The organism is Prochlorococcus marinus str. MIT 1013, from assembly GCF_027359395.1.
GTDB lineage: Bacteria > Cyanobacteriota > Cyanobacteriia > PCC-6307 > Cyanobiaceae > Prochlorococcus_B > Prochlorococcus_B marinus_E.
The window spans coordinates 464,346-479,096 of record NZ_CP114778.1 but is presented as its reverse complement, the minus strand read 5'-3'; the positions used below and the strand labels follow the sequence as shown (position 1 = coordinate 479,096).

Sequence of the window (14,751 nt, the reverse complement as noted above, 5' to 3'; positions counted from 1 at the left end):
CTCTGTATTGGGGCTTTTATTTATTGGGTAATGACTTCTCTAAATGCTGATAAAACTCTCGATCAATATCTTTTTGACCCAATTCTCAGACTATTTGACAGAATAAAAATCAATGATTTTTCGTAAATGATTAACAGACTTATTTCAAGTGAAAGATCCAAATGGATTTTTGTGATTGGTGTGGTTGCCATTGGTGCAGGATTCACAGCAAAGAATGTGATCTCTTATCCAACTGAATGTATGAGCGAAGAAGTTGTACAAGACTTTGTTACACCTAAAGGAACTACAAGCAATTTCACAATTCTCTAGTTTTTTTCCTCAATAAGTCAAAAAAGCCTCTACATTTGAGGAAAGAAATTTTAAAATGTTTTTCTTTAATCCATTTTGGCCTTTAACAGCTTTAAGAATCGCTTCATTAAAAGCAACTTCAACATTACTTTTACTTCTTTTAATTAAATCAAACCTTCTTCGTTTGAAAGGTGGACTGATAGGTGGACTCGTTGCACTTACACTTGTTTCTGGATTAATTGTCTCATCAACAGTTGCTGGCGGAGCTGCTTATTACATTTTTCAAAATAAGAAACCAAATGATGATGATGTAAATATGTCTGACGATGATGTAATTAATGCTGAGGCAGTTTCAGCTTGATTTCGTTTTGCATTTACGTGCTAAAGATTGTTAATTGCTCATAATTTACTAATTGACTTAAGCACCTCTCTAACAAAGTATCTTATGTATATTTTTTATTGTTCAACTGAATAATTAGGCGAATTAAAAAATTAGACTATCTAATTATCTATTGGTTTATAAATAAATTTAGAATTTCATTTTTTAAATTGTCCATCGATTTAATAATCAGGTCTGCACCTGCTTTTCTCAACTCTGCCTCATAACTTAGACGTTTCTCTCGACTTGACTCTTCATGTAAATGAGGGGGAGCAATAGCGATACTGATAAATTTCTGATCAGGGATCTTAATTCGAGCATTTATTACTGTTTTAACATCTGCAACAGTATCTCCAATATATGCTATTGGAGGGTTGGAAAGGCCTAAAGGATTTTTTGAAAGTCTAGAAGATAGTGAAATAAAACCTGTTGGATCAGGTTTTTCAGGCGCTTCACCCATTGCAATCAGGGGAGCAGAGGCTAAGCCAAGCCTCTGCTCTAAGACGAATTTCGCTGATGGTAATTCAGCTCCACTTACGAAACCCCAACCAATTCTTCGCTGAGTTAATTCCTTAAAAAGTGTTTGTTTGACTAATAACGTTTCATCTTTAATAAAACCTGACCATTCACTAGAGTCATGGTTTGGATCTCCACCAAAATAAAAGTTTTCAAAGCATTCAATTAATATTTTTCTAGACGGAGCTGAAAAAGAAAGATTGTTTGTTTGTAAATGTCTATTAATCATTTCTAGGCTCAAATCCCAATCATTGTTCCAACAGCCTTCACTTTTTATAGAATCAATATCTTCTATAGAGGGTCTCCACCCACTAAAAAAATTTACAGTTTCTTGGATAGCCAATCGATAGCTGTTTGTTACGTCACGAATAACCCCATCTATATCAAATAAAATTAGGCCAATATTATTCATTATTGAGTTTTTCTTCTGATTAAAGATGTTCAATGAAATTTATTGTTTAGTTGCAGCTTAAGTTCTAATTCACGATCTTTAAGGCCTTTTTCATTTCTAATAATTCGAGTACCGACCCAGGCAATCCCTATTCCAATGGTTGCGGGTATACCAATTACTGAAAATCTTGTAAGGCTTTGCATTCTTTTTGCTAGATAATAAAGAAGATTTTTTTGAGTCTTCTTTGAAGTTAACAAGCAATTTTAAAAATTAAAATATTAAGTGAATTTCAACTTGTTTTGGTTCTTCTTAAATCTCTCCATAAGCAGGCCATCAAATAGAAATAACCAGCCATTGAAATTATAAAAAATGATGTCATCAGATTTGTTCTGCAGTGGACATTTGAAAAATTGAAGCAGAACTAACTACTAAAAGTATCCCAAATAAAATTATGTGATATGGAGTAAGCATGATAGAAAAGTATACACTGGATAAATCTAACCAACGAACCAAGTCGATGTTGTAGTGCAATGCGAAGTTTTTTGGGGTGGTTACACCAATATTTGAAAATATGAGGTAAAACCATATTGTATAAATTGCAATGTAATGGTTGGTTTCCTTTTCTTAATACTAAAGCCAGTACTCTTTTTGATGTTAAAAAAATTTTTCAAAAAGCAAATGAAAGCTTTTATTATCAGTGCAATTGAGTGGCTAGTTCTTCAAACAGACAATGATTTAGACGATAAGATTCTTGCGAAGGTGAAAAGTGGAATGAAATTGGGTGTCGTTTGATCAAATGCTTAAGCAATTGGTAAATGTATTTACAATATTGACTCCATGCAAAACACATTTATATTTTTGTTGTTAGGTGACTGTTAACTATGACTGAAAAATGTGAAACGAAGTGGTCACCCACTGAAGATCAAATCGATAACATTATTATTCCAGCAATGCAGGGAACTGCTCAGCAATACGCTAAGTATGCTAGTGAGCTCCAATGTCCTCCTGCATTTATCGCACTAATGCTTCGAGATATTGCTGATACTTTTGAAGAAAATGCAACAATAGGAGACAAAGGTTGTGATTGTTGTTAACCAACCTTCAATTCGTCTACTAATCAAAAGTCAGCAATTTAACTATCAAGTTGTACCAATAAGGTATTTTGTTTGATACTTTTTTATTTGCCAATTAAGCACAAGTAACGAGGAATACCCGAACTTTTTGTGTACTGCTTGCCTTGTTCCTCGCATTGCGACATGTTTTTCATTTCTACTTTTTCTATTCCGTAAGTACTGTTTTGAAGGATCAACCAAAAACTTTCGGCTTGTGCATTCATAGCTGTCAAAAACAAAGCCGATGACAAAAATAATAAATTGCGTTTCATAGATTTTTTCCCAATATCCAACTCTATCCAGAATTAATTCACGTTTTTGGAGGGATTTCCTCTATTGTACCCGAACTGGTTAGCCCTACCTGAACCGACCTTTAGGGATAGATTAATCCGGTTATGTTCCCAATAATTGATTCAAATTTTAAAAAACATTTTAGAAATGACAGCAATTAATAAAATCACTGCCGCTAAGCTTTTAGTTTTAATAAACCTACCTGTTTTGCTTTTAATAGCAGGTGTTTACCAAATAGGTTCTGCAGTAATAGTTTAATTATTATTTTAGCTAATTATTGTTTCTAGTTATGGCCAAATGGATTCCGTCCCAAAAGCAAAAGTCAGGTTTAATAAGTAGAACATTCGAATTTTTTATTGATGAGTTAGCTGAATTGCAGGATGAGCTTGATTGCCCAGATGAATTCATATGTGATTTCCTTGAAGTTGTTAAAAATCGTTGGTTACCAGATAGTTGTCATTCAAAGGCCAGGCATCATAAAAGAGATAATCCAAGCTCCTACTGAAAATGCAAAATGAAAGTTGGCTTGTGAAAAAAGATCGGGTCTGGGCAATGAGGCTTTTAAAAGATAAACACCCTGATGAAGACGGAACTACATACATAAGGGTTCACTATGCTAGCTGCAGGCTCAGATTCCTACACGGTATTACTCCTCATGTTCAGTTACATGAAAGTCAGAAGTTAACTTATGAAAAAGCAAGAGACCTATGGAGGTCGTCAGTGGAAACAGAATGGGAAGTCTCTAAGAAACCTTTATGGGAGACCTCTTAAAGCTTAAAAAAAATTAGCAGAATTCTCTTTTAAGTTGATACTAAAAAAAATATTTTGAAATTTGAGTATATATCACTAGATAGTTTTGTATCGAGATGAACTACACGTGCTATCCATCCATAACATAATACTTTTTGTAGCAACCGCTACAAAAACGTTCAACTCGTTACATAGCGAGCCGCATCTCGATTTAAGCCAAGGAACGGGGACTTAAATCAACATTCGGACAATGGATGATGACAACTCTTCTATATCGTGGACAAAACTATGTCCAGCACAAAGAACAAAAACCGCAAAAGGATTGTGTTGAGCTGACTTACAGGCGTAATCACTACAACACATGCAGAAGCGATGCTAAGTTTGATCTAAATTCCCAATTGGCATATCGAGGTCATCGCTATCAGCATTAGTTTGTTAACTCTTTTTATAAGGCCCTGCTAGGCAGGGCCTTTTTATTGTTTAGATGATGATTCTTGCTTGGTTGAACAGCTATTAATTCGCAGAATTTTATTTTTGTTAGCCCTCATAAACTTTGCATGTAGATGCTGTTGGATGATTACTACATTCTTTTTCCCAAAACTCATCTCTAGTTTCATTGGGAACCGTGTAAGAGAAGTCATGCATTGTTCGAATATCACTTAATGCATTTTTGATTATGTTCAAAGGAGTTTTTAGTTTCATAACCCTCCATATCGGTATATAGATGTTCTAATCGATCTTGTTGAATTTATACACCTCGGCTTTTACTCAAGTAAAATTAACTAGTAGTCGATTAACGAATCAAGGATAAGAATTATAGGAGTAGAGGCTATGCTTAAAGCTTTACCAAGTTAAAAAAATATAGTCTGTGGTTATTATCAGTTAAAAATCAATTGATTGTCTCATTTTCTAAATGGTTGTGTAGTAATGAAAAATCTTTGATTGAACGATGGTAAACGCATTTGACGTCTATTTACCAATCTGGATATAAGTAATCGTCCCCTATGGGCTCTTCATAGAATTGACCAACTTTAATTCCATAAAAATATTTTGATAGTTTGGCGAAAAAATTTTGCATTTAAATAAAAAAACGGTCTGTGCAGACTCAGACCGTTAGTGAATTACTTCTTTACTATCTAAATACATTATTTTAGTTAGTGCGATAGTAAGGAATACCCAAATAATTTGTTTAAGGGCAGACCTAGTCTGTATTAATTGGAATGAGCACTGATAAAGGAAGGCGGTTCAAATTTTTTTGGAGTTTAAATAATGTATTTACTTTATTTTTTAAAAAGGAACCAAAACCCAAATCAATAAAAATATATAGAAATAGGGAATAGCAAAAAACCACATAGAAAATAAGATGACATATGAATGTGTCTATGAGATCAGATTCTTTTTCATTAGTTGTTTGTTCTTCAACATCTATCTTGGGTGACTTAAAGTCACTTATTGAATTAGTAGCTATTGACTCAAACCAGCCAAACTGAGCTAGTTCTTGATCGATTATTTTTAGCGCTGAAGTCATAAAAAAGAAGAATTTTCAAATATTCATCTTTCTATCGTGTTAAAAATCAAGTTCTAGGCCAACGTTACATTTTTTAGTTTTTTATCTAATTTTCTTGAAGACGAACACATGATTCCAGTTAATTTCTTCCATTGCATCTTTGAACTGCAAGCATGTTTGCATCCGCATGATTCTTTTCTGATTTCCAAATCTTATTTGAAGTTTGACCAATACAAGCAACTTCAGCTGCATTCTTTATTCCTACTGGTACTTGAGTTAAAGCCAAGATCATTAGGGCAAAACCTGTTCCAGGGGCATGAATATTTAATCGAAAGCTTTTGAGCCAATTTTTCTTACGCATTGATCAATTCCTTTTTTAATAATCCTTTATAGCTAATTTTGTTATGTATGCTTGATTTGAATGAAATGTCTCAAAAGCAAAAGACGAAAATTTAATTAAAAATGTTATTTCCAGAAATAGAACCTAAGGAACAAGGGATATTGAAAGTGAGTCCTCTACACTTTATCTACTGGGAAAGAAGTGGCAATCCAAATGGATCCTCTGTCTTGATTGTTCATGGAGGCCCCGGGGGTGGGAGTAGTCCTTCTTATAGAAGATATTTTGATCCAAAGGAATTCAATATTGTTCAATTTGATCAAAGAGGATGCGGTAGATCTTCTCCTCATTCTGAGTTAAAAGAAAATACGACACATCATTTAATTGAAGACATTGAAAAATTAAGACAACTCTTAAAAATCGAATCATGGCATGTCTTTGGGGGCTCATGGGGCTCAACATTAAGCTTGATTTATGCCATTCAACACACGGAAAAAGTTTTAAGTCTTACTCTTAGAGGTATATTTTTGTGCAGAAAAACCGAATTAAGCTGGTTCTATCAAAAAGGTGCAAGTGAGATTTTTCCTGAAGAATTTGATCTTTATCAGTCTGTTATTCCGCAAAATGAAAGAGGCGATTTGATTAATGCTTTCCATAAGAGATTAACCAGTCAAGATAGGTCTGAAAGAGCCAAAGCAGCACATGCTTGGACTAGATGGGAACTGTCAACAAGCTTTCTCATGCCAAAAGAATTATCCATTAAAAAAGCTGCAAATGATAATTTCTCAGATTCTTTTGCGCGTATAGAATGTCATTATTTTGTTAATAACATTTTTTTAGAGGAAAATTATATTTTAAAAAACATTACTAAGCTAAAAGATATTCCTGTTTCGATTGTTCAGGGAAGATATGACGTGGTTTGTCCCATGAGAAGTGCATGGGATCTTAATAAATCATTGCCCTCTTCAAAACTTTATGTAATCGATAGTGCAGGACACTCAATGAAAGAGATTGGAATTTCTAAAAAATTAATTGAGTTGACGAATGAGTTAGCTAATTCCTCCTCTAACCTCTAATTTTCAGTAGCTGTTACTAGATCTTAATGATATTTAATTAATCCTACAGCCATTAGAAATTAAAAGAAAATCGTTTAAATCCACTCATTGATTTAATCTTGCTTGCTGTCTTTTTTTAAATCGCCAATAGCTTTTACTGGGAACTTCATACCCTGTCTCCATACAGCTGTAATTATTAAAGCAATGAAGGCAATAATGGGTATGAATCTAAGTACTTCCATCGTGGAAGGTTCCGCAACTAAAGACTTAAAAGGATCACTAAGAGATACGGGAACGACCTCGTATGAATTTGCTAGTTCATTTAGATCTACTTGCATTTTTTTTGGGATTATTTCTGAACCTTATTAAAAAAAACTGCGTATTTTCTTTTGACTCGCTTGTTTGTGATTTGTATGTAAAAAATATACCTGAATAAGTAAATAAAGCTAATCCTTTAGGTGATTTAAGTTTTCTTAACCCGCTTCCTTTTACTTGCTGATACTCTGATTAAATTCATATTTGCACGTCTTTTATTTTAGATATTTTATTTGCTCAACCCTGAAAAGAGAGAGAACCAAATAAAGATCAAGTAAAGATAATTATATTTAGTCCAACTGTTAAGGATATTGCGATCACTTTATAAGTGTTTCCAACTTCCTCATATTCTTGATTGAGCTTTATTCTTATCATTTCGCTTCTTTGTAAAAAAACTTCTGATTCACTCTCTGACAATAGCTATAGGATTAGAGGTGTCATTTCCCTTTTGCTTAATAACATGAATCTTTCTTTTGACACGGCTTAGATTCTTTGCACTTTAAGTTAAAACCAGCTCATAGCTATTTCATATATTTTAATAGTATTGGGAGTATTTGTATTTGAACTGAGGATCACTTGTTTGGTGAAAAGCTGCATGATAAGCATTTAGATGATCCGGACTCTTTGAGTCGGAGTTGAAAGATCGATATCTATATACCAATTTTAATTGGCTATCTAAAATTACAAAAACAAAAGTTACTTTAGCTTTAAGATTTATTTTCATTAAGTTTGTGTGTTTTGCACTTGATTCAATGTCAATGGATTTATTTGCTGATTGATAAAACTTTTTCAGGAGCTAAAAATGTATAGCTACTGATTAATATGACCAGACCTCTAAATGCGGTACCTCCTTTACCAAAATGTTCTACTGAGGTAAAAATCATTGAACGAAGTTGGGGCATTGAAAGGTGCTACGTAACACCTGATGGTGAGAAGGTTTGCACACCAGCTCCGTTTTTAACAAATCATCGAAACCTAGATTGGACTTGCTTTGCTTAAATAGTTTTCTAGTCACAAATAATTTAATAACTGTTCAAATCGAATTTATTTTGAAATCTTTGATTGATTTTTTCTTAATCCGTCTTCTCCTTCTGACATCTGAAGAATTAATGCAAAACCTGTTATTAATAAAATTCCAAACATGATTACATGGTAGGGAGTAAACATTTGAATTTAGCTACAACTACAAATCGGATGTTGTAGTGCAATGCGAATATTTTTAGGGTAGTTTCACCCAGGCATTAAATTTTTCGTGATCTTAAATTGAACTCGTCTAATAAATACATCAACACTATGAAATTGTTTACTCCATTCAGCATTCCTAAGTCTGATATGACAGCTCTGCCGAAACAAAAAAATAAAGCTACATCCAAAAAGTCACATTAAAGTCACAAACAATTTCTTGTGGTATATTTGTAGTATTGACTTGTTTTCTCGTATGAAGCGAGATGGTTGGATTAGGGAAGTAAATTTAATGTGGATACTTAGGTTTCGAAATGATTGGGAGAGCTGGGATCAAAACCCTAATGTTTGGATTGAGAGGGAAAGGCTTGAATCAAAGGGACCCCCACTTTAAAAAAATCGCAAGAGGATGAGAAGAGGGTTGGCAATAAAACTATTGAGGGATTTATTGTCAACTGGATGGAGACGTATTCCCCCACAGTGGGATTAATAATTAAAATGATGTAGTTCTCATGGTTTCCAAGTTAAATTAGTTTTTATACTTTATCTTGTCCACTTCAGTAGAAAAATCTGTCCAACGTTTGATTTCGCAGACTACTTAATGTATAGATTTCGAACATCTCATCACTATTTAAAAGTAAATTTATTAAGTTAGTTTTTCAAATAAGCAAATAATCATGACATCGGACATTGAATACTATAAGCAACTGTCTAAAAAGGTTAGTACAAAGCAAGATAAAATTAATTTCTTTGATCAAAATCAAAAGGCATTTTACGTAGATATTTATTCTGATTGTTGGTCAGAGATGATGCTGGAATATGCTAAAGCAGAGAACCTAAGTTCAGAGCAATTAAATAAAATTGAGGAAATGAAATGGACTGAGATGCCAGATAATTTAAAGCTTTTTGCATATGATTTCTGTATTCTTAATGGATTTGTTTTTACTGGAGTGGGAAGTAAATAAAACTGATTAATCTGGGATTGAAAAATATTTAGATGCTTATTTATTTGATTAATTTACCTATTTTCGTTTTAAGTAGATTAATTATTTTTATTGTAATTGCTCTAGTAATAAGTCAGATGGATGTTGCCTCTAGGTTCATTGAGTTATTGGTGTACGCACAAAGCTTTTTAATTTTCTAGCAGATGCAATCTATTTTTTCTTTTTCGTCCTTTTGCTTTTTGGCTCAAATCCGTCTTTAAAGTCCGAACCGGATTTGTTAAACCAAGCCAAGAAGGCGGCAATAGATGTTCCAATTAAAGCAGCAATAACCCATTGAGATATTTCATACATTAGCAAAAAATTTTCCTTCCAGTGGCTGAGTAATAGTAGCAAGTACCATCAGTGCCGATATAAAACATACGGTTTTTGTATTTTGACTTTGAAAATTGTTCAAGTCTTCTTTCATGCATATCGAAGTTTTTTGTATTTAACTCTGGATTTCGTTCTCTTTGTTCATTGGTTCCCTCTTCTACATTCCATGCCAATTTTCTTATGAGCCAAATTGCGGCAATAAAAAAAACAATAACTAATAAATTCATTTATTTTCAAGAGAAAAGTTGTTAGCAATAGTCCCTCAACTCTCTCCATTTATCTAGCCCCGCTTGAAGATTCTCCATTTCAGTTTTAGAACCATTTGTTTTAAATGCTTTAATCAACGACTCTGTAGCTTCGATTCCATAGCTAGCAGCTTCTCTTTGCCTTGCACAAACTCTGTCTCTGGATCCATCTTTTAAATCTGTCTCAATTTCTTTCAGTATTTTGCTTGCTTTCTCTTGTTTTTGATAAAAATCACTTAAATACATCTCAAATTCCGACTCAGCATTAGCTGATATGACTGAAGAAAATAAGAGAACCAAGGATATTAATAATAGAGGAAATAAGCGCTTCATATTTTCATGATGGCGATCTTGCTAATCTTCACAACCTATTTATATGCAATGTTATATGGGGAACCCGAACACGCAGCACGTATCAAATGTTTAGATGATGAAATTAAATCAATTTTACCTCTCCGTTTTTACGCGTAAACCACTGGAAATGTGTTTGCTTTTTATTTACTGTGCTTCATTAGCATGCTTCTCTAGTTGATTGATATAAATGAACTCACCAAATGAACTATTTCAAAAACCCTTGGCATTGACATTTGCATTTGTGGTTTGTTTTTCCATTAATGATTCTTTGGTGAGCAATTTAGTATGAAGATACCTTCGATAAGTTTAAAAAGAACACTTGATGTGACCATGAAGGACACTTTCCGAAGGATAAAAGAATTAGGTGAAAAAGACAGTCAAGCATTAAGAGAGGAATAAAAAGAATGGATAGACGCTAGTGAAGGCGGGAATAAACACCCTCATGTTCTATATATGAATCAGTTGGAACCCAAAAGTTAAATAGAACATTAAAAAGGGGCTTAAGTTGCCCCTTAAGAATTGTCTGGTAATCAGAATTTACTAGTACTGTGTAGATCCTTCAAGCAGCTAATAGTTCTTCCTCCGCTGGTAATGTTTGAGTTATTGACTCATCCAATTCATCACTTCCCTTTATTTCTAGAGAAATAACCTCTCCTGATTCTAGACTAGGCTCGACATTCTGCTCAGAAGCTATTTCCAGATTAGGTTCAATTTTTACTGATGAGGTAATCTCAGACAGAACCACTTGTGCTAACTCAGCTTCTTTAACAACTTGAGACCACGGGTTAACTGTTGCTGCAATGAAGTCCCGATTTGCTTCTGTTTTGCCTCCACGGGTGATGAGTAAGAAAGGAAGGGCAACGGTAAACAGACAAAAAATGGCTAGGAAAAAGTTGGCGATGGCCATTTCTCTACCAGGTTCAAATGCTGCTAGAAGCATAAAAAGAAAAGCAATTTGTATAAAAATTCACTTACTTTTTACCCTTAAGCCATACCTTCGCAAACAAACTTAATCGAAAAATTTATTATGTTCAAAATCAATGACTTTAAAGGGGTATTTAAAATTGATTTTGTGTGTGTCATTTAGTGATGTCTCATTCTGTCATTAGACGATAAGCAAAATCATCAACCCTCTTCTGATTCACTCCATTATCTCCAACTCCTACTCTTGATTCTGATCTGACTTGAATAATACCTTTTTCTGTAATTGCTTTGAGCAGTAGATCATCGGTATATCTTCTCCATTTTGTCTTCGCTTCAGCATGAATAAATGAATCAGTTTTTTCTACTATTTGTGTTCTGGCTGTTTCAGAAACTATTTTGGTTGCTTTTTTAAAAGCATTTTCTAAATCATTTACTTTAAAGTCTTCTCTCACGCAGTGAGTTATGACAACACACTCTGGCAGATCAGTTGTTATTGCATTTGCTTTATGGGGGGTAATCGTAAGAACAACAAGAATTGAAAAGAGGAAAGTTAAAAATCGATTAATCATTGATCCAAAAGATCTAGTAAAATAAATTTAAAAGCAATACAAATGAATATATCCTAGGTAAAAATTAAATGTGATTTTACTCTAAGTTTTTAGGGATTTATGGCTTGAAATTTAGATCTATCAAAGCTGGAAAAAGAATTATGGATAATTATTCATAAAAAGACTTTTCTAAACCCATCTGAGCATTTTTTTAACTTGCTAATTCATTTCCCCATTCTTTGTGTTTTCTATCTAAATCTACTATTGAATTTTTTTGAGCATTAAGTATTAGTAAGCGATGAACTAGCTCGATTTTGGTTTCAGTTACCTCTTCTGAGTAAAACTTTAGAGGTTGTTCTCCAAGCAAATTGTCGCCGCTCATTAAATAAAAATTTTAAATCATTGGCTTTTTAGGACGAAATCAACTATAAGGATTGGTTCTTAAGGTTTTTTTTCTTTTTGCGTTACATCACTCTTTCTGGTTGTCCCTACCTTTACCATCCATTTAGCAAGAGTAGAGGTGGTTATGATTCATTTTTCCTTGGATCTCCTTCCCTCAACAAGTTTTTAGCCTTGTAAATACTGATAATTTGTAATTCTCCAGTTCTTCTTTCCCTCCTGGCGAGTTCCTAACAAGTTAATTCTTCAGTTTCTGTTTGATTTAGTAATGCATCCTGTTTTTCATTCTGAATTTATAGGTCTTGATTGGCCCATCCTCTTTATTGGTCACATCATTATGTTCTGGTCTTTAACTGTAAGACTTGATTGGTCTTGGATTCCTTTAACGGATTATGAGAAATTATGCGGTTCTAAAGGTGATGCATATCGAGCTCAAGTGAGTTTATTGGAGAAAACTTTTCAAAATAGCTAAAATCAAATGAAATTACTTCTTGTTTTACCAATATCCTTTTGGTTTTTATTTCCCACAAAAACGCAAGCATCAAGAACTTATCAAGTTAGATCCGTTTGTGAAAGTTTTGCGTCCGGTAAAATTGATGCCGCAAAAACCTTAGAGGCTTTAGATCTAAATATTGATGATTTTTCAATAGGCGTGAATAATACTGCAAAAATATTTTGTGCGTAGTTGTTGAGTTCTTTTTGTTATTTATAGCTACTACATTTAGATAATGCTTTAGCTTTGACTAAGAATTGTGGATGAGATAAAGTTTATGTTTGTCCATATAATATGGACTTCAGTACTTCTGGCTATATTATTTATTCTTCATTTAGTAATACTACTTAAAAAAAGTGGATCAAATATTGATTTAGGAACAGTTTTTTCATCTGATTCTAAATGGATAGCACTTAATGAAACAGACTTATACACTTGTTAAAGAATTGTTCTAAATGCAATGCACTGATGTAAAAATGCATGCCCAAGTAAATGTAATTTCTAATTTTCCTTAATTCTCATTCTCACTAAACAGACATGAATATCGCTCAATCATCGCCTTTGTATGAATATTGGAATTCTGCTCAAGACGAGAATGATGAAAACAAGAGACTATCAAAGCTTAATTCAAAGGAACCTGCTTCTAACCTTTTTAGGAACGAACCTTACAAATGGGAGAATCTTTATCGAAGTGTTCTTAAAAACGTTATTAGTGGAGATGATTCTTCAATAAAAGGATTGATGGTTTTGTTATCTACAATCAGTAAAAGGGAGAAAGATATAGCCCTTAATTCTCTAGAGGCTTTGTTAGATAAGCGTATAATTAATAAATTGAGAAATGAAAAATATCAGGATATAAAATCTAGTAAAAATTTTTATACTGCCTTTAGAATATTGTTGACTATTTTTATCAATCCATATGATTTAGAACTTAAAAAAGAACCAAAACATCTTTATGAGACAACAGGAATGTTTTTTTATAAATTAAGAAAGATAATTTTATCAAATAAGTGAGACTTAAATCTCTGGTGAAAAATTTCAAATCTATAAAATTTTAATCTTAGAGAAGGATAACTATTAAAGAGAAAGTTTTTCTATTAATTTTCTAAGTTGTTCTGTTCGAGAGTTTTTTTGTGGTCTGGCATCATCAAGTACTGCTGCACAACATAATTGCCATGATGAACCATCTTTTAATTTCAATTCTTTAGAAATATTGAGTGGAGCAGAGGTTAAGGAAGTTATTTCATCTATATGCTCGAGGGTCTCCCACAGTTCACTCTCCAAAAAATCTAGTTCAACTTTTGATAGGAGGTTTGTTGCTATAAAATCCTTGATTAAATCTGTAAGTTCTAAAGACATTTTTAATTTAACCAAATCGACAAATCCATAGGTTTAATGGAAAGAGCAGTTTGTAAAAACATACTTGATTTTGAGGATAGCACTTATCTAAATTATTTTTTTACGAGCTGATTTTCAAATTTTATTCTTAAAGACTTAACTCAGATAACTACAATATGAGAAAGCACCCACTTCCTTAAAGAAAAAATGAGTATGGAGATTACAACTGAATCTGCAAAAAAGGCGCAAAAGGAAGCTGAATGGGCATATAACAAAGCAATGGAAAAGTTTTATTACTCAATGTTGGAGGTTGTTTTCTTAAGGATTAAAAGTCACCTGTCTACGGAGGGGCTAAAGAAAGTGGTGGAGATAGATAAAAAAAGAGCTAACAACGAAAATCTGGGTGTTGAATTTAGTCAAAAAACCTGGTCGTTATTAGCAGAAGCATGGACAGGTGCAGAAGGTTTGGCGATGACTAAGATCGCTGAACTTTATGGGCTGGAGATATCTGATTTGGATATATCCAAAATTCAAAAGCTTGATGCAAATGATAGTTCTCCAATATGCACTCCATCAAAATAACTTTGATGTACATTGAATCTGCTGAATATCTTCACCGATCGATATGAAGTTACAACAATTAAAAAAGTTCTTGAAAGAAAGAAATAAGCTACTCAAAAAGAAATATCTTAAGGAACTTGTTGAAAAACAACCAAACTAGCTTCGACTTGAATGGCTGGTATTTATTCCTATGTCGTATTAGTCTAGGTATATGACATATTATGCAAAGCCAAATTATATTCAATACGATGAGTGGTTTGACTACAACATTGATCCGTGCGAATTAGAGTATGAGAAGGAAAAAAAATTTAGTGATTCTGTTCACGAGAAATTTTATAAAATGTCAAATCATAATTTAATTATCGGTGGATCTGAGTCCGTTGCAGATTTAAATAAATCTGAAAGATGCTCAGGTGGTTTTTGCTCATTAACAGATGAAGAACTCAAGCA

At 33.1% G+C, this 14,751-nt stretch carries 28 protein-coding genes and 1 pseudogene; 14 read left to right on the top strand and 15 right to left on the bottom strand.

The window, feature by feature from the left end; genetic code table 11:
* The first annotated feature begins 126 nt into the window (after positions 1-126).
* Both O5633_RS02960 and O5633_RS02955 read left to right on the top strand, forming a co-directional pair.
* Positions 127-309, top strand: coding sequence for a hypothetical protein (locus tag O5633_RS02960; protein ID WP_269610576.1), 183 nt, complete (start codon positions 127-129; stop codon positions 307-309).
* Between the two features lie 55 nt (positions 310-364).
* Positions 365-649: a hypothetical protein gene (locus tag O5633_RS02955; RefSeq protein ID WP_269610575.1), complete on the top strand. Its 285-nt coding sequence runs from the start codon at positions 365-367 to the stop codon at positions 647-649.
* 148 nt (positions 650-797) lie between these two features.
* Here O5633_RS02955 and O5633_RS02950 read toward each other — a convergent pair whose 3' ends face one another.
* Both O5633_RS02950 and O5633_RS02945 read right to left on the bottom strand, forming a co-directional pair.
* Positions 798-1,595 carry a TIGR01548 family HAD-type hydrolase gene (locus O5633_RS02950; protein ID WP_269610574.1) on the bottom strand — a complete coding sequence of 266 codons (798 nt, stop codon included), beginning with the start codon at positions 1,593-1,595 and terminating at the stop codon, positions 798-800.
* Between the two features lie 29 nt (positions 1,596-1,624).
* Positions 1,625-1,777, bottom strand: coding sequence for a hypothetical protein (locus O5633_RS02945; protein ID WP_269610573.1), 153 nt, complete (start codon positions 1,775-1,777; stop codon positions 1,625-1,627).
* Between the two features lie 678 nt (positions 1,778-2,455).
* Between O5633_RS02945 and O5633_RS02940 the strand changes: the two genes are divergently transcribed.
* On the top strand, positions 2,456-2,668 hold the full coding sequence (locus O5633_RS02940) for a hypothetical protein (protein WP_269610572.1): 213 nt from the start codon (positions 2,456-2,458) through the stop codon (positions 2,666-2,668).
* An 83-nt stretch (positions 2,669-2,751) separates the two neighbouring features.
* Here O5633_RS02940 and O5633_RS02935 read toward each other — a convergent pair whose 3' ends face one another.
* Complete coding sequence (locus tag O5633_RS02935; RefSeq protein ID WP_269610570.1) at positions 2,752-2,979, bottom strand: hypothetical protein; 228 nt, start codon at positions 2,977-2,979, stop codon at positions 2,752-2,754.
* A 287-nt stretch (positions 2,980-3,266) separates the two neighbouring features.
* Between O5633_RS02935 and O5633_RS02930 the strand changes: the two genes are divergently transcribed.
* The 3 genes from O5633_RS02930 to O5633_RS02920 all read left to right on the top strand — a co-directional run bounded on the left by O5633_RS02930 (position 3,267) and on the right by O5633_RS02920 (position 4,158).
* Complete coding sequence (locus tag O5633_RS02930) at positions 3,267-3,482, top strand: hypothetical protein (protein WP_269610569.1); 216 nt, start codon at positions 3,267-3,269, stop codon at positions 3,480-3,482.
* Positions 3,483-3,484: 2 nt separating this feature from the next.
* Entirely contained in the window at positions 3,485-3,748 is a 264-nt protein-coding gene (locus O5633_RS02925; protein WP_269610568.1) for a DUF1651 domain-containing protein, read from the top strand.
* 233 nt (positions 3,749-3,981) lie between these two features.
* Entirely contained in the window at positions 3,982-4,158 is a 177-nt protein-coding gene (locus O5633_RS02920; protein ID WP_420063621.1) for a DUF4278 domain-containing protein, read from the top strand.
* Positions 4,159-4,264: 106 nt separating this feature from the next.
* Here O5633_RS02920 and O5633_RS02915 read toward each other — a convergent pair whose 3' ends face one another.
* From O5633_RS02915 to O5633_RS02905, 3 genes are all read right to left on the bottom strand, one after another.
* The gene (locus O5633_RS02915) at positions 4,265-4,429 is read right to left on the bottom strand and encodes a hypothetical protein (protein WP_269610566.1); all 165 of its coding nucleotides are present in this window, start codon (positions 4,427-4,429) and stop codon (positions 4,265-4,267) included.
* Positions 4,430-4,928: 499 nt separating this feature from the next.
* Complete coding sequence (locus tag O5633_RS02910; protein WP_269610565.1) at positions 4,929-5,255, bottom strand: hypothetical protein; 327 nt, start codon at positions 5,253-5,255, stop codon at positions 4,929-4,931.
* Between the two features lie 118 nt (positions 5,256-5,373).
* Positions 5,374-5,595, bottom strand: coding sequence for a hypothetical protein (locus O5633_RS02905; protein WP_269610564.1), 222 nt, complete (start codon positions 5,593-5,595; stop codon positions 5,374-5,376).
* 101 nt (positions 5,596-5,696) lie between these two features.
* Between O5633_RS02905 and pip the strand changes: the two genes are divergently transcribed.
* Positions 5,697-6,647, top strand: a complete 951-nt coding sequence (gene pip, locus O5633_RS02900; RefSeq protein ID WP_269610563.1) for a prolyl aminopeptidase — start codon at positions 5,697-5,699, stop codon at positions 6,645-6,647.
* A 92-nt stretch (positions 6,648-6,739) separates the two neighbouring features.
* Here the strand turns inward: pip and O5633_RS02895 are convergent, their stop codons facing one another.
* Complete coding sequence (locus O5633_RS02895; protein ID WP_269610561.1) at positions 6,740-6,964, bottom strand: hypothetical protein; 225 nt, start codon at positions 6,962-6,964, stop codon at positions 6,740-6,742.
* A 799-nt stretch (positions 6,965-7,763) separates the two neighbouring features.
* On the opposite strand from O5633_RS02895, the gene O5633_RS02890 reads away from it, so the two are divergent.
* Positions 7,764-7,940: a hypothetical protein gene (locus O5633_RS02890; RefSeq protein WP_269610560.1), complete on the top strand. Its 177-nt coding sequence runs from the start codon at positions 7,764-7,766 to the stop codon at positions 7,938-7,940.
* 45 nt (positions 7,941-7,985) lie between these two features.
* Here O5633_RS02890 and O5633_RS02885 read toward each other — a convergent pair whose 3' ends face one another.
* Entirely contained in the window at positions 7,986-8,108 is a 123-nt protein-coding gene (locus O5633_RS02885) for a hypothetical protein (RefSeq protein ID WP_269610559.1), read from the bottom strand.
* 271 nt (positions 8,109-8,379) lie between these two features.
* Here O5633_RS02885 and O5633_RS02880 point away from each other — a divergent pair.
* Together O5633_RS02880 and O5633_RS02875 are read left to right on the top strand one after the other, a co-directional pair.
* Positions 8,380-8,613, top strand: a pseudogene (locus tag O5633_RS02880) (DUF1651 domain-containing protein).
* Positions 8,614-8,800: 187 nt separating this feature from the next.
* A complete protein-coding gene (locus O5633_RS02875; RefSeq protein WP_269610558.1) occupies positions 8,801-9,088 on the top strand; it encodes a hypothetical protein in 288 nt (95 codons plus the stop codon).
* Between the two features lie 189 nt (positions 9,089-9,277).
* Here the strand turns inward: O5633_RS02875 and O5633_RS02870 are convergent, their stop codons facing one another.
* From O5633_RS02870 to O5633_RS02845, 6 genes are all read right to left on the bottom strand, one after another.
* Positions 9,278-9,418, bottom strand: a complete 141-nt coding sequence (locus tag O5633_RS02870; protein WP_269610557.1) for a hypothetical protein — start codon at positions 9,416-9,418, stop codon at positions 9,278-9,280.
* Positions 9,418-9,666 (bottom strand): hypothetical protein, encoded by a 249-nt coding sequence (locus O5633_RS02865; RefSeq protein WP_269610556.1) that lies wholly within the window; start codon positions 9,664-9,666, stop codon positions 9,418-9,420. Before O5633_RS02865 ends, O5633_RS02870 begins: the two co-directional genes overlap by 1 nt.
* Positions 9,667-9,687: 21 nt before the next feature.
* Positions 9,688-10,017, bottom strand: a complete 330-nt coding sequence (locus O5633_RS02860) for a hypothetical protein (RefSeq protein WP_269610554.1) — start codon at positions 10,015-10,017, stop codon at positions 9,688-9,690.
* A gap of 580 nt (positions 10,018-10,597) precedes the next feature.
* Positions 10,598-10,978, bottom strand: a complete 381-nt coding sequence (locus O5633_RS02855) for a hypothetical protein (protein WP_269610553.1) — start codon at positions 10,976-10,978, stop codon at positions 10,598-10,600.
* A gap of 154 nt (positions 10,979-11,132) precedes the next feature.
* The gene (locus tag O5633_RS02850) at positions 11,133-11,531 is read right to left on the bottom strand and encodes a DUF1499 domain-containing protein (RefSeq protein WP_269610552.1); all 399 of its coding nucleotides are present in this window, start codon (positions 11,529-11,531) and stop codon (positions 11,133-11,135) included.
* Between the two features lie 190 nt (positions 11,532-11,721).
* Positions 11,722-11,892 carry a hypothetical protein gene (locus tag O5633_RS02845; protein ID WP_269605936.1) on the bottom strand — a complete coding sequence of 57 codons (171 nt, stop codon included), beginning with the start codon at positions 11,890-11,892 and terminating at the stop codon, positions 11,722-11,724.
* 285 nt (positions 11,893-12,177) lie between these two features.
* On the opposite strand from O5633_RS02845, the gene O5633_RS02840 reads away from it, so the two are divergent.
* The 3 genes from O5633_RS02840 to O5633_RS02830 all read left to right on the top strand — a co-directional run bounded on the left by O5633_RS02840 (position 12,178) and on the right by O5633_RS02830 (position 13,416).
* Positions 12,178-12,381, top strand: coding sequence for a hypothetical protein (locus O5633_RS02840; protein ID WP_269610551.1), 204 nt, complete (start codon positions 12,178-12,180; stop codon positions 12,379-12,381).
* 6 nt (positions 12,382-12,387) lie between these two features.
* A complete protein-coding gene (locus O5633_RS02835) occupies positions 12,388-12,594 on the top strand; it encodes a hypothetical protein (protein WP_269610549.1) in 207 nt (68 codons plus the stop codon).
* A gap of 345 nt (positions 12,595-12,939) precedes the next feature.
* Positions 12,940-13,416: a hypothetical protein gene (locus tag O5633_RS02830; protein ID WP_269610548.1), complete on the top strand. Its 477-nt coding sequence runs from the start codon at positions 12,940-12,942 to the stop codon at positions 13,414-13,416.
* Positions 13,417-13,479: 63 nt separating this feature from the next.
* Here the strand turns inward: O5633_RS02830 and O5633_RS02825 are convergent, their stop codons facing one another.
* Entirely contained in the window at positions 13,480-13,761 is a 282-nt protein-coding gene (locus O5633_RS02825) for an inward rectifier potassium channel (protein ID WP_269610547.1), read from the bottom strand.
* Positions 13,762-13,953: 192 nt separating this feature from the next.
* Between O5633_RS02825 and O5633_RS02820 the strand changes: the two genes are divergently transcribed.
* Positions 13,954-14,322, top strand: coding sequence for a hypothetical protein (locus O5633_RS02820; RefSeq protein ID WP_269610546.1), 369 nt, complete (start codon positions 13,954-13,956; stop codon positions 14,320-14,322).
* The last annotated feature ends 429 nt before the right edge of the window (positions 14,323-14,751 follow it).

What these genes read in the sequence shown, in the direction of transcription:
- O5633_RS02895 (WP_269610561.1), bottom strand. Translation starts at nt 6,964, where the DNA reads ATGCAAGTAGATCTAAATGAACTAGCAAATTCATACGAGGTCGTTCCC.
- O5633_RS02925 (WP_269610568.1), top strand. Translation starts at nt 3,485, where the DNA reads ATGCAAAATGAAAGTTGGCTTGTGAAAAAAGATCGGGTCTGGGCAATG.
- O5633_RS02945 (WP_269610573.1), bottom strand. Translation starts at nt 1,777, where the DNA reads ATGCAAAGCCTTACAAGATTTTCAGTAATTGGTATACCCGCAACCATT.
- O5633_RS02940 (WP_269610572.1), top strand. Translation starts at nt 2,456, where the DNA reads ATGACTGAAAAATGTGAAACGAAGTGGTCACCCACTGAAGATCAAATC.
- O5633_RS02840 (WP_269610551.1), top strand. Translation starts at nt 12,178, where the DNA reads ATGCATCCTGTTTTTCATTCTGAATTTATAGGTCTTGATTGGCCCATC.
- O5633_RS02930 (WP_269610569.1), top strand. Translation starts at nt 3,267, where the DNA reads ATGGCCAAATGGATTCCGTCCCAAAAGCAAAAGTCAGGTTTAATAAGT.
- O5633_RS02920 (WP_420063621.1), top strand. Translation starts at nt 3,982, where the DNA reads ATGATGACAACTCTTCTATATCGTGGACAAAACTATGTCCAGCACAAA.
- O5633_RS02905 (WP_269610564.1), bottom strand. Translation starts at nt 5,595, where the DNA reads ATGCGTAAGAAAAATTGGCTCAAAAGCTTTCGATTAAATATTCATGCC.
- O5633_RS02955 (WP_269610575.1), top strand. Translation starts at nt 365, where the DNA reads ATGTTTTTCTTTAATCCATTTTGGCCTTTAACAGCTTTAAGAATCGCT.
- O5633_RS02830 (WP_269610548.1), top strand. Translation starts at nt 12,940, where the DNA reads ATGAATATCGCTCAATCATCGCCTTTGTATGAATATTGGAATTCTGCT.
- O5633_RS02875 (WP_269610558.1), top strand. Translation starts at nt 8,801, where the DNA reads ATGACATCGGACATTGAATACTATAAGCAACTGTCTAAAAAGGTTAGT.
- O5633_RS02820 (WP_269610546.1), top strand. Translation starts at nt 13,954, where the DNA reads ATGGAGATTACAACTGAATCTGCAAAAAAGGCGCAAAAGGAAGCTGAA.
- O5633_RS02890 (WP_269610560.1), top strand. Translation starts at nt 7,764, where the DNA reads ATGACCAGACCTCTAAATGCGGTACCTCCTTTACCAAAATGTTCTACT.
- O5633_RS02885 (WP_269610559.1), bottom strand. Translation starts at nt 8,108, where the DNA reads ATGTTTACTCCCTACCATGTAATCATGTTTGGAATTTTATTAATAACA.
- O5633_RS02950 (WP_269610574.1), bottom strand. Translation starts at nt 1,595, where the DNA reads ATGAATAATATTGGCCTAATTTTATTTGATATAGATGGGGTTATTCGT.
- O5633_RS02850 (WP_269610552.1), bottom strand. Translation starts at nt 11,531, where the DNA reads ATGATTAATCGATTTTTAACTTTCCTCTTTTCAATTCTTGTTGTTCTT.
- O5633_RS02860 (WP_269610554.1), bottom strand. Translation starts at nt 10,017, where the DNA reads ATGAAGCGCTTATTTCCTCTATTATTAATATCCTTGGTTCTCTTATTT.
- pip (WP_269610563.1), top strand. Translation starts at nt 5,697, where the DNA reads ATGTTATTTCCAGAAATAGAACCTAAGGAACAAGGGATATTGAAAGTG.
- O5633_RS02845 (WP_269605936.1), bottom strand. Translation starts at nt 11,892, where the DNA reads ATGAGCGGCGACAATTTGCTTGGAGAACAACCTCTAAAGTTTTACTCA.
- O5633_RS02870 (WP_269610557.1), bottom strand. Translation starts at nt 9,418, where the DNA reads ATGTATGAAATATCTCAATGGGTTATTGCTGCTTTAATTGGAACATCT.
- O5633_RS02855 (WP_269610553.1), bottom strand. Translation starts at nt 10,978, where the DNA reads ATGCTTCTAGCAGCATTTGAACCTGGTAGAGAAATGGCCATCGCCAAC.
- O5633_RS02865 (WP_269610556.1), bottom strand. Translation starts at nt 9,666, where the DNA reads ATGAATTTATTAGTTATTGTTTTTTTTATTGCCGCAATTTGGCTCATA.
- O5633_RS02835 (WP_269610549.1), top strand. Translation starts at nt 12,388, where the DNA reads ATGAAATTACTTCTTGTTTTACCAATATCCTTTTGGTTTTTATTTCCC.
- O5633_RS02915 (WP_269610566.1), bottom strand. Translation starts at nt 4,429, where the DNA reads ATGAAACTAAAAACTCCTTTGAACATAATCAAAAATGCATTAAGTGAT.
- O5633_RS02910 (WP_269610565.1), bottom strand. Translation starts at nt 5,255, where the DNA reads ATGACTTCAGCGCTAAAAATAATCGATCAAGAACTAGCTCAGTTTGGC.
- O5633_RS02825 (WP_269610547.1), bottom strand. Translation starts at nt 13,761, where the DNA reads ATGTCTTTAGAACTTACAGATTTAATCAAGGATTTTATAGCAACAAAC.
- O5633_RS02960 (WP_269610576.1), top strand. Translation starts at nt 127, where the DNA reads ATGATTAACAGACTTATTTCAAGTGAAAGATCCAAATGGATTTTTGTG.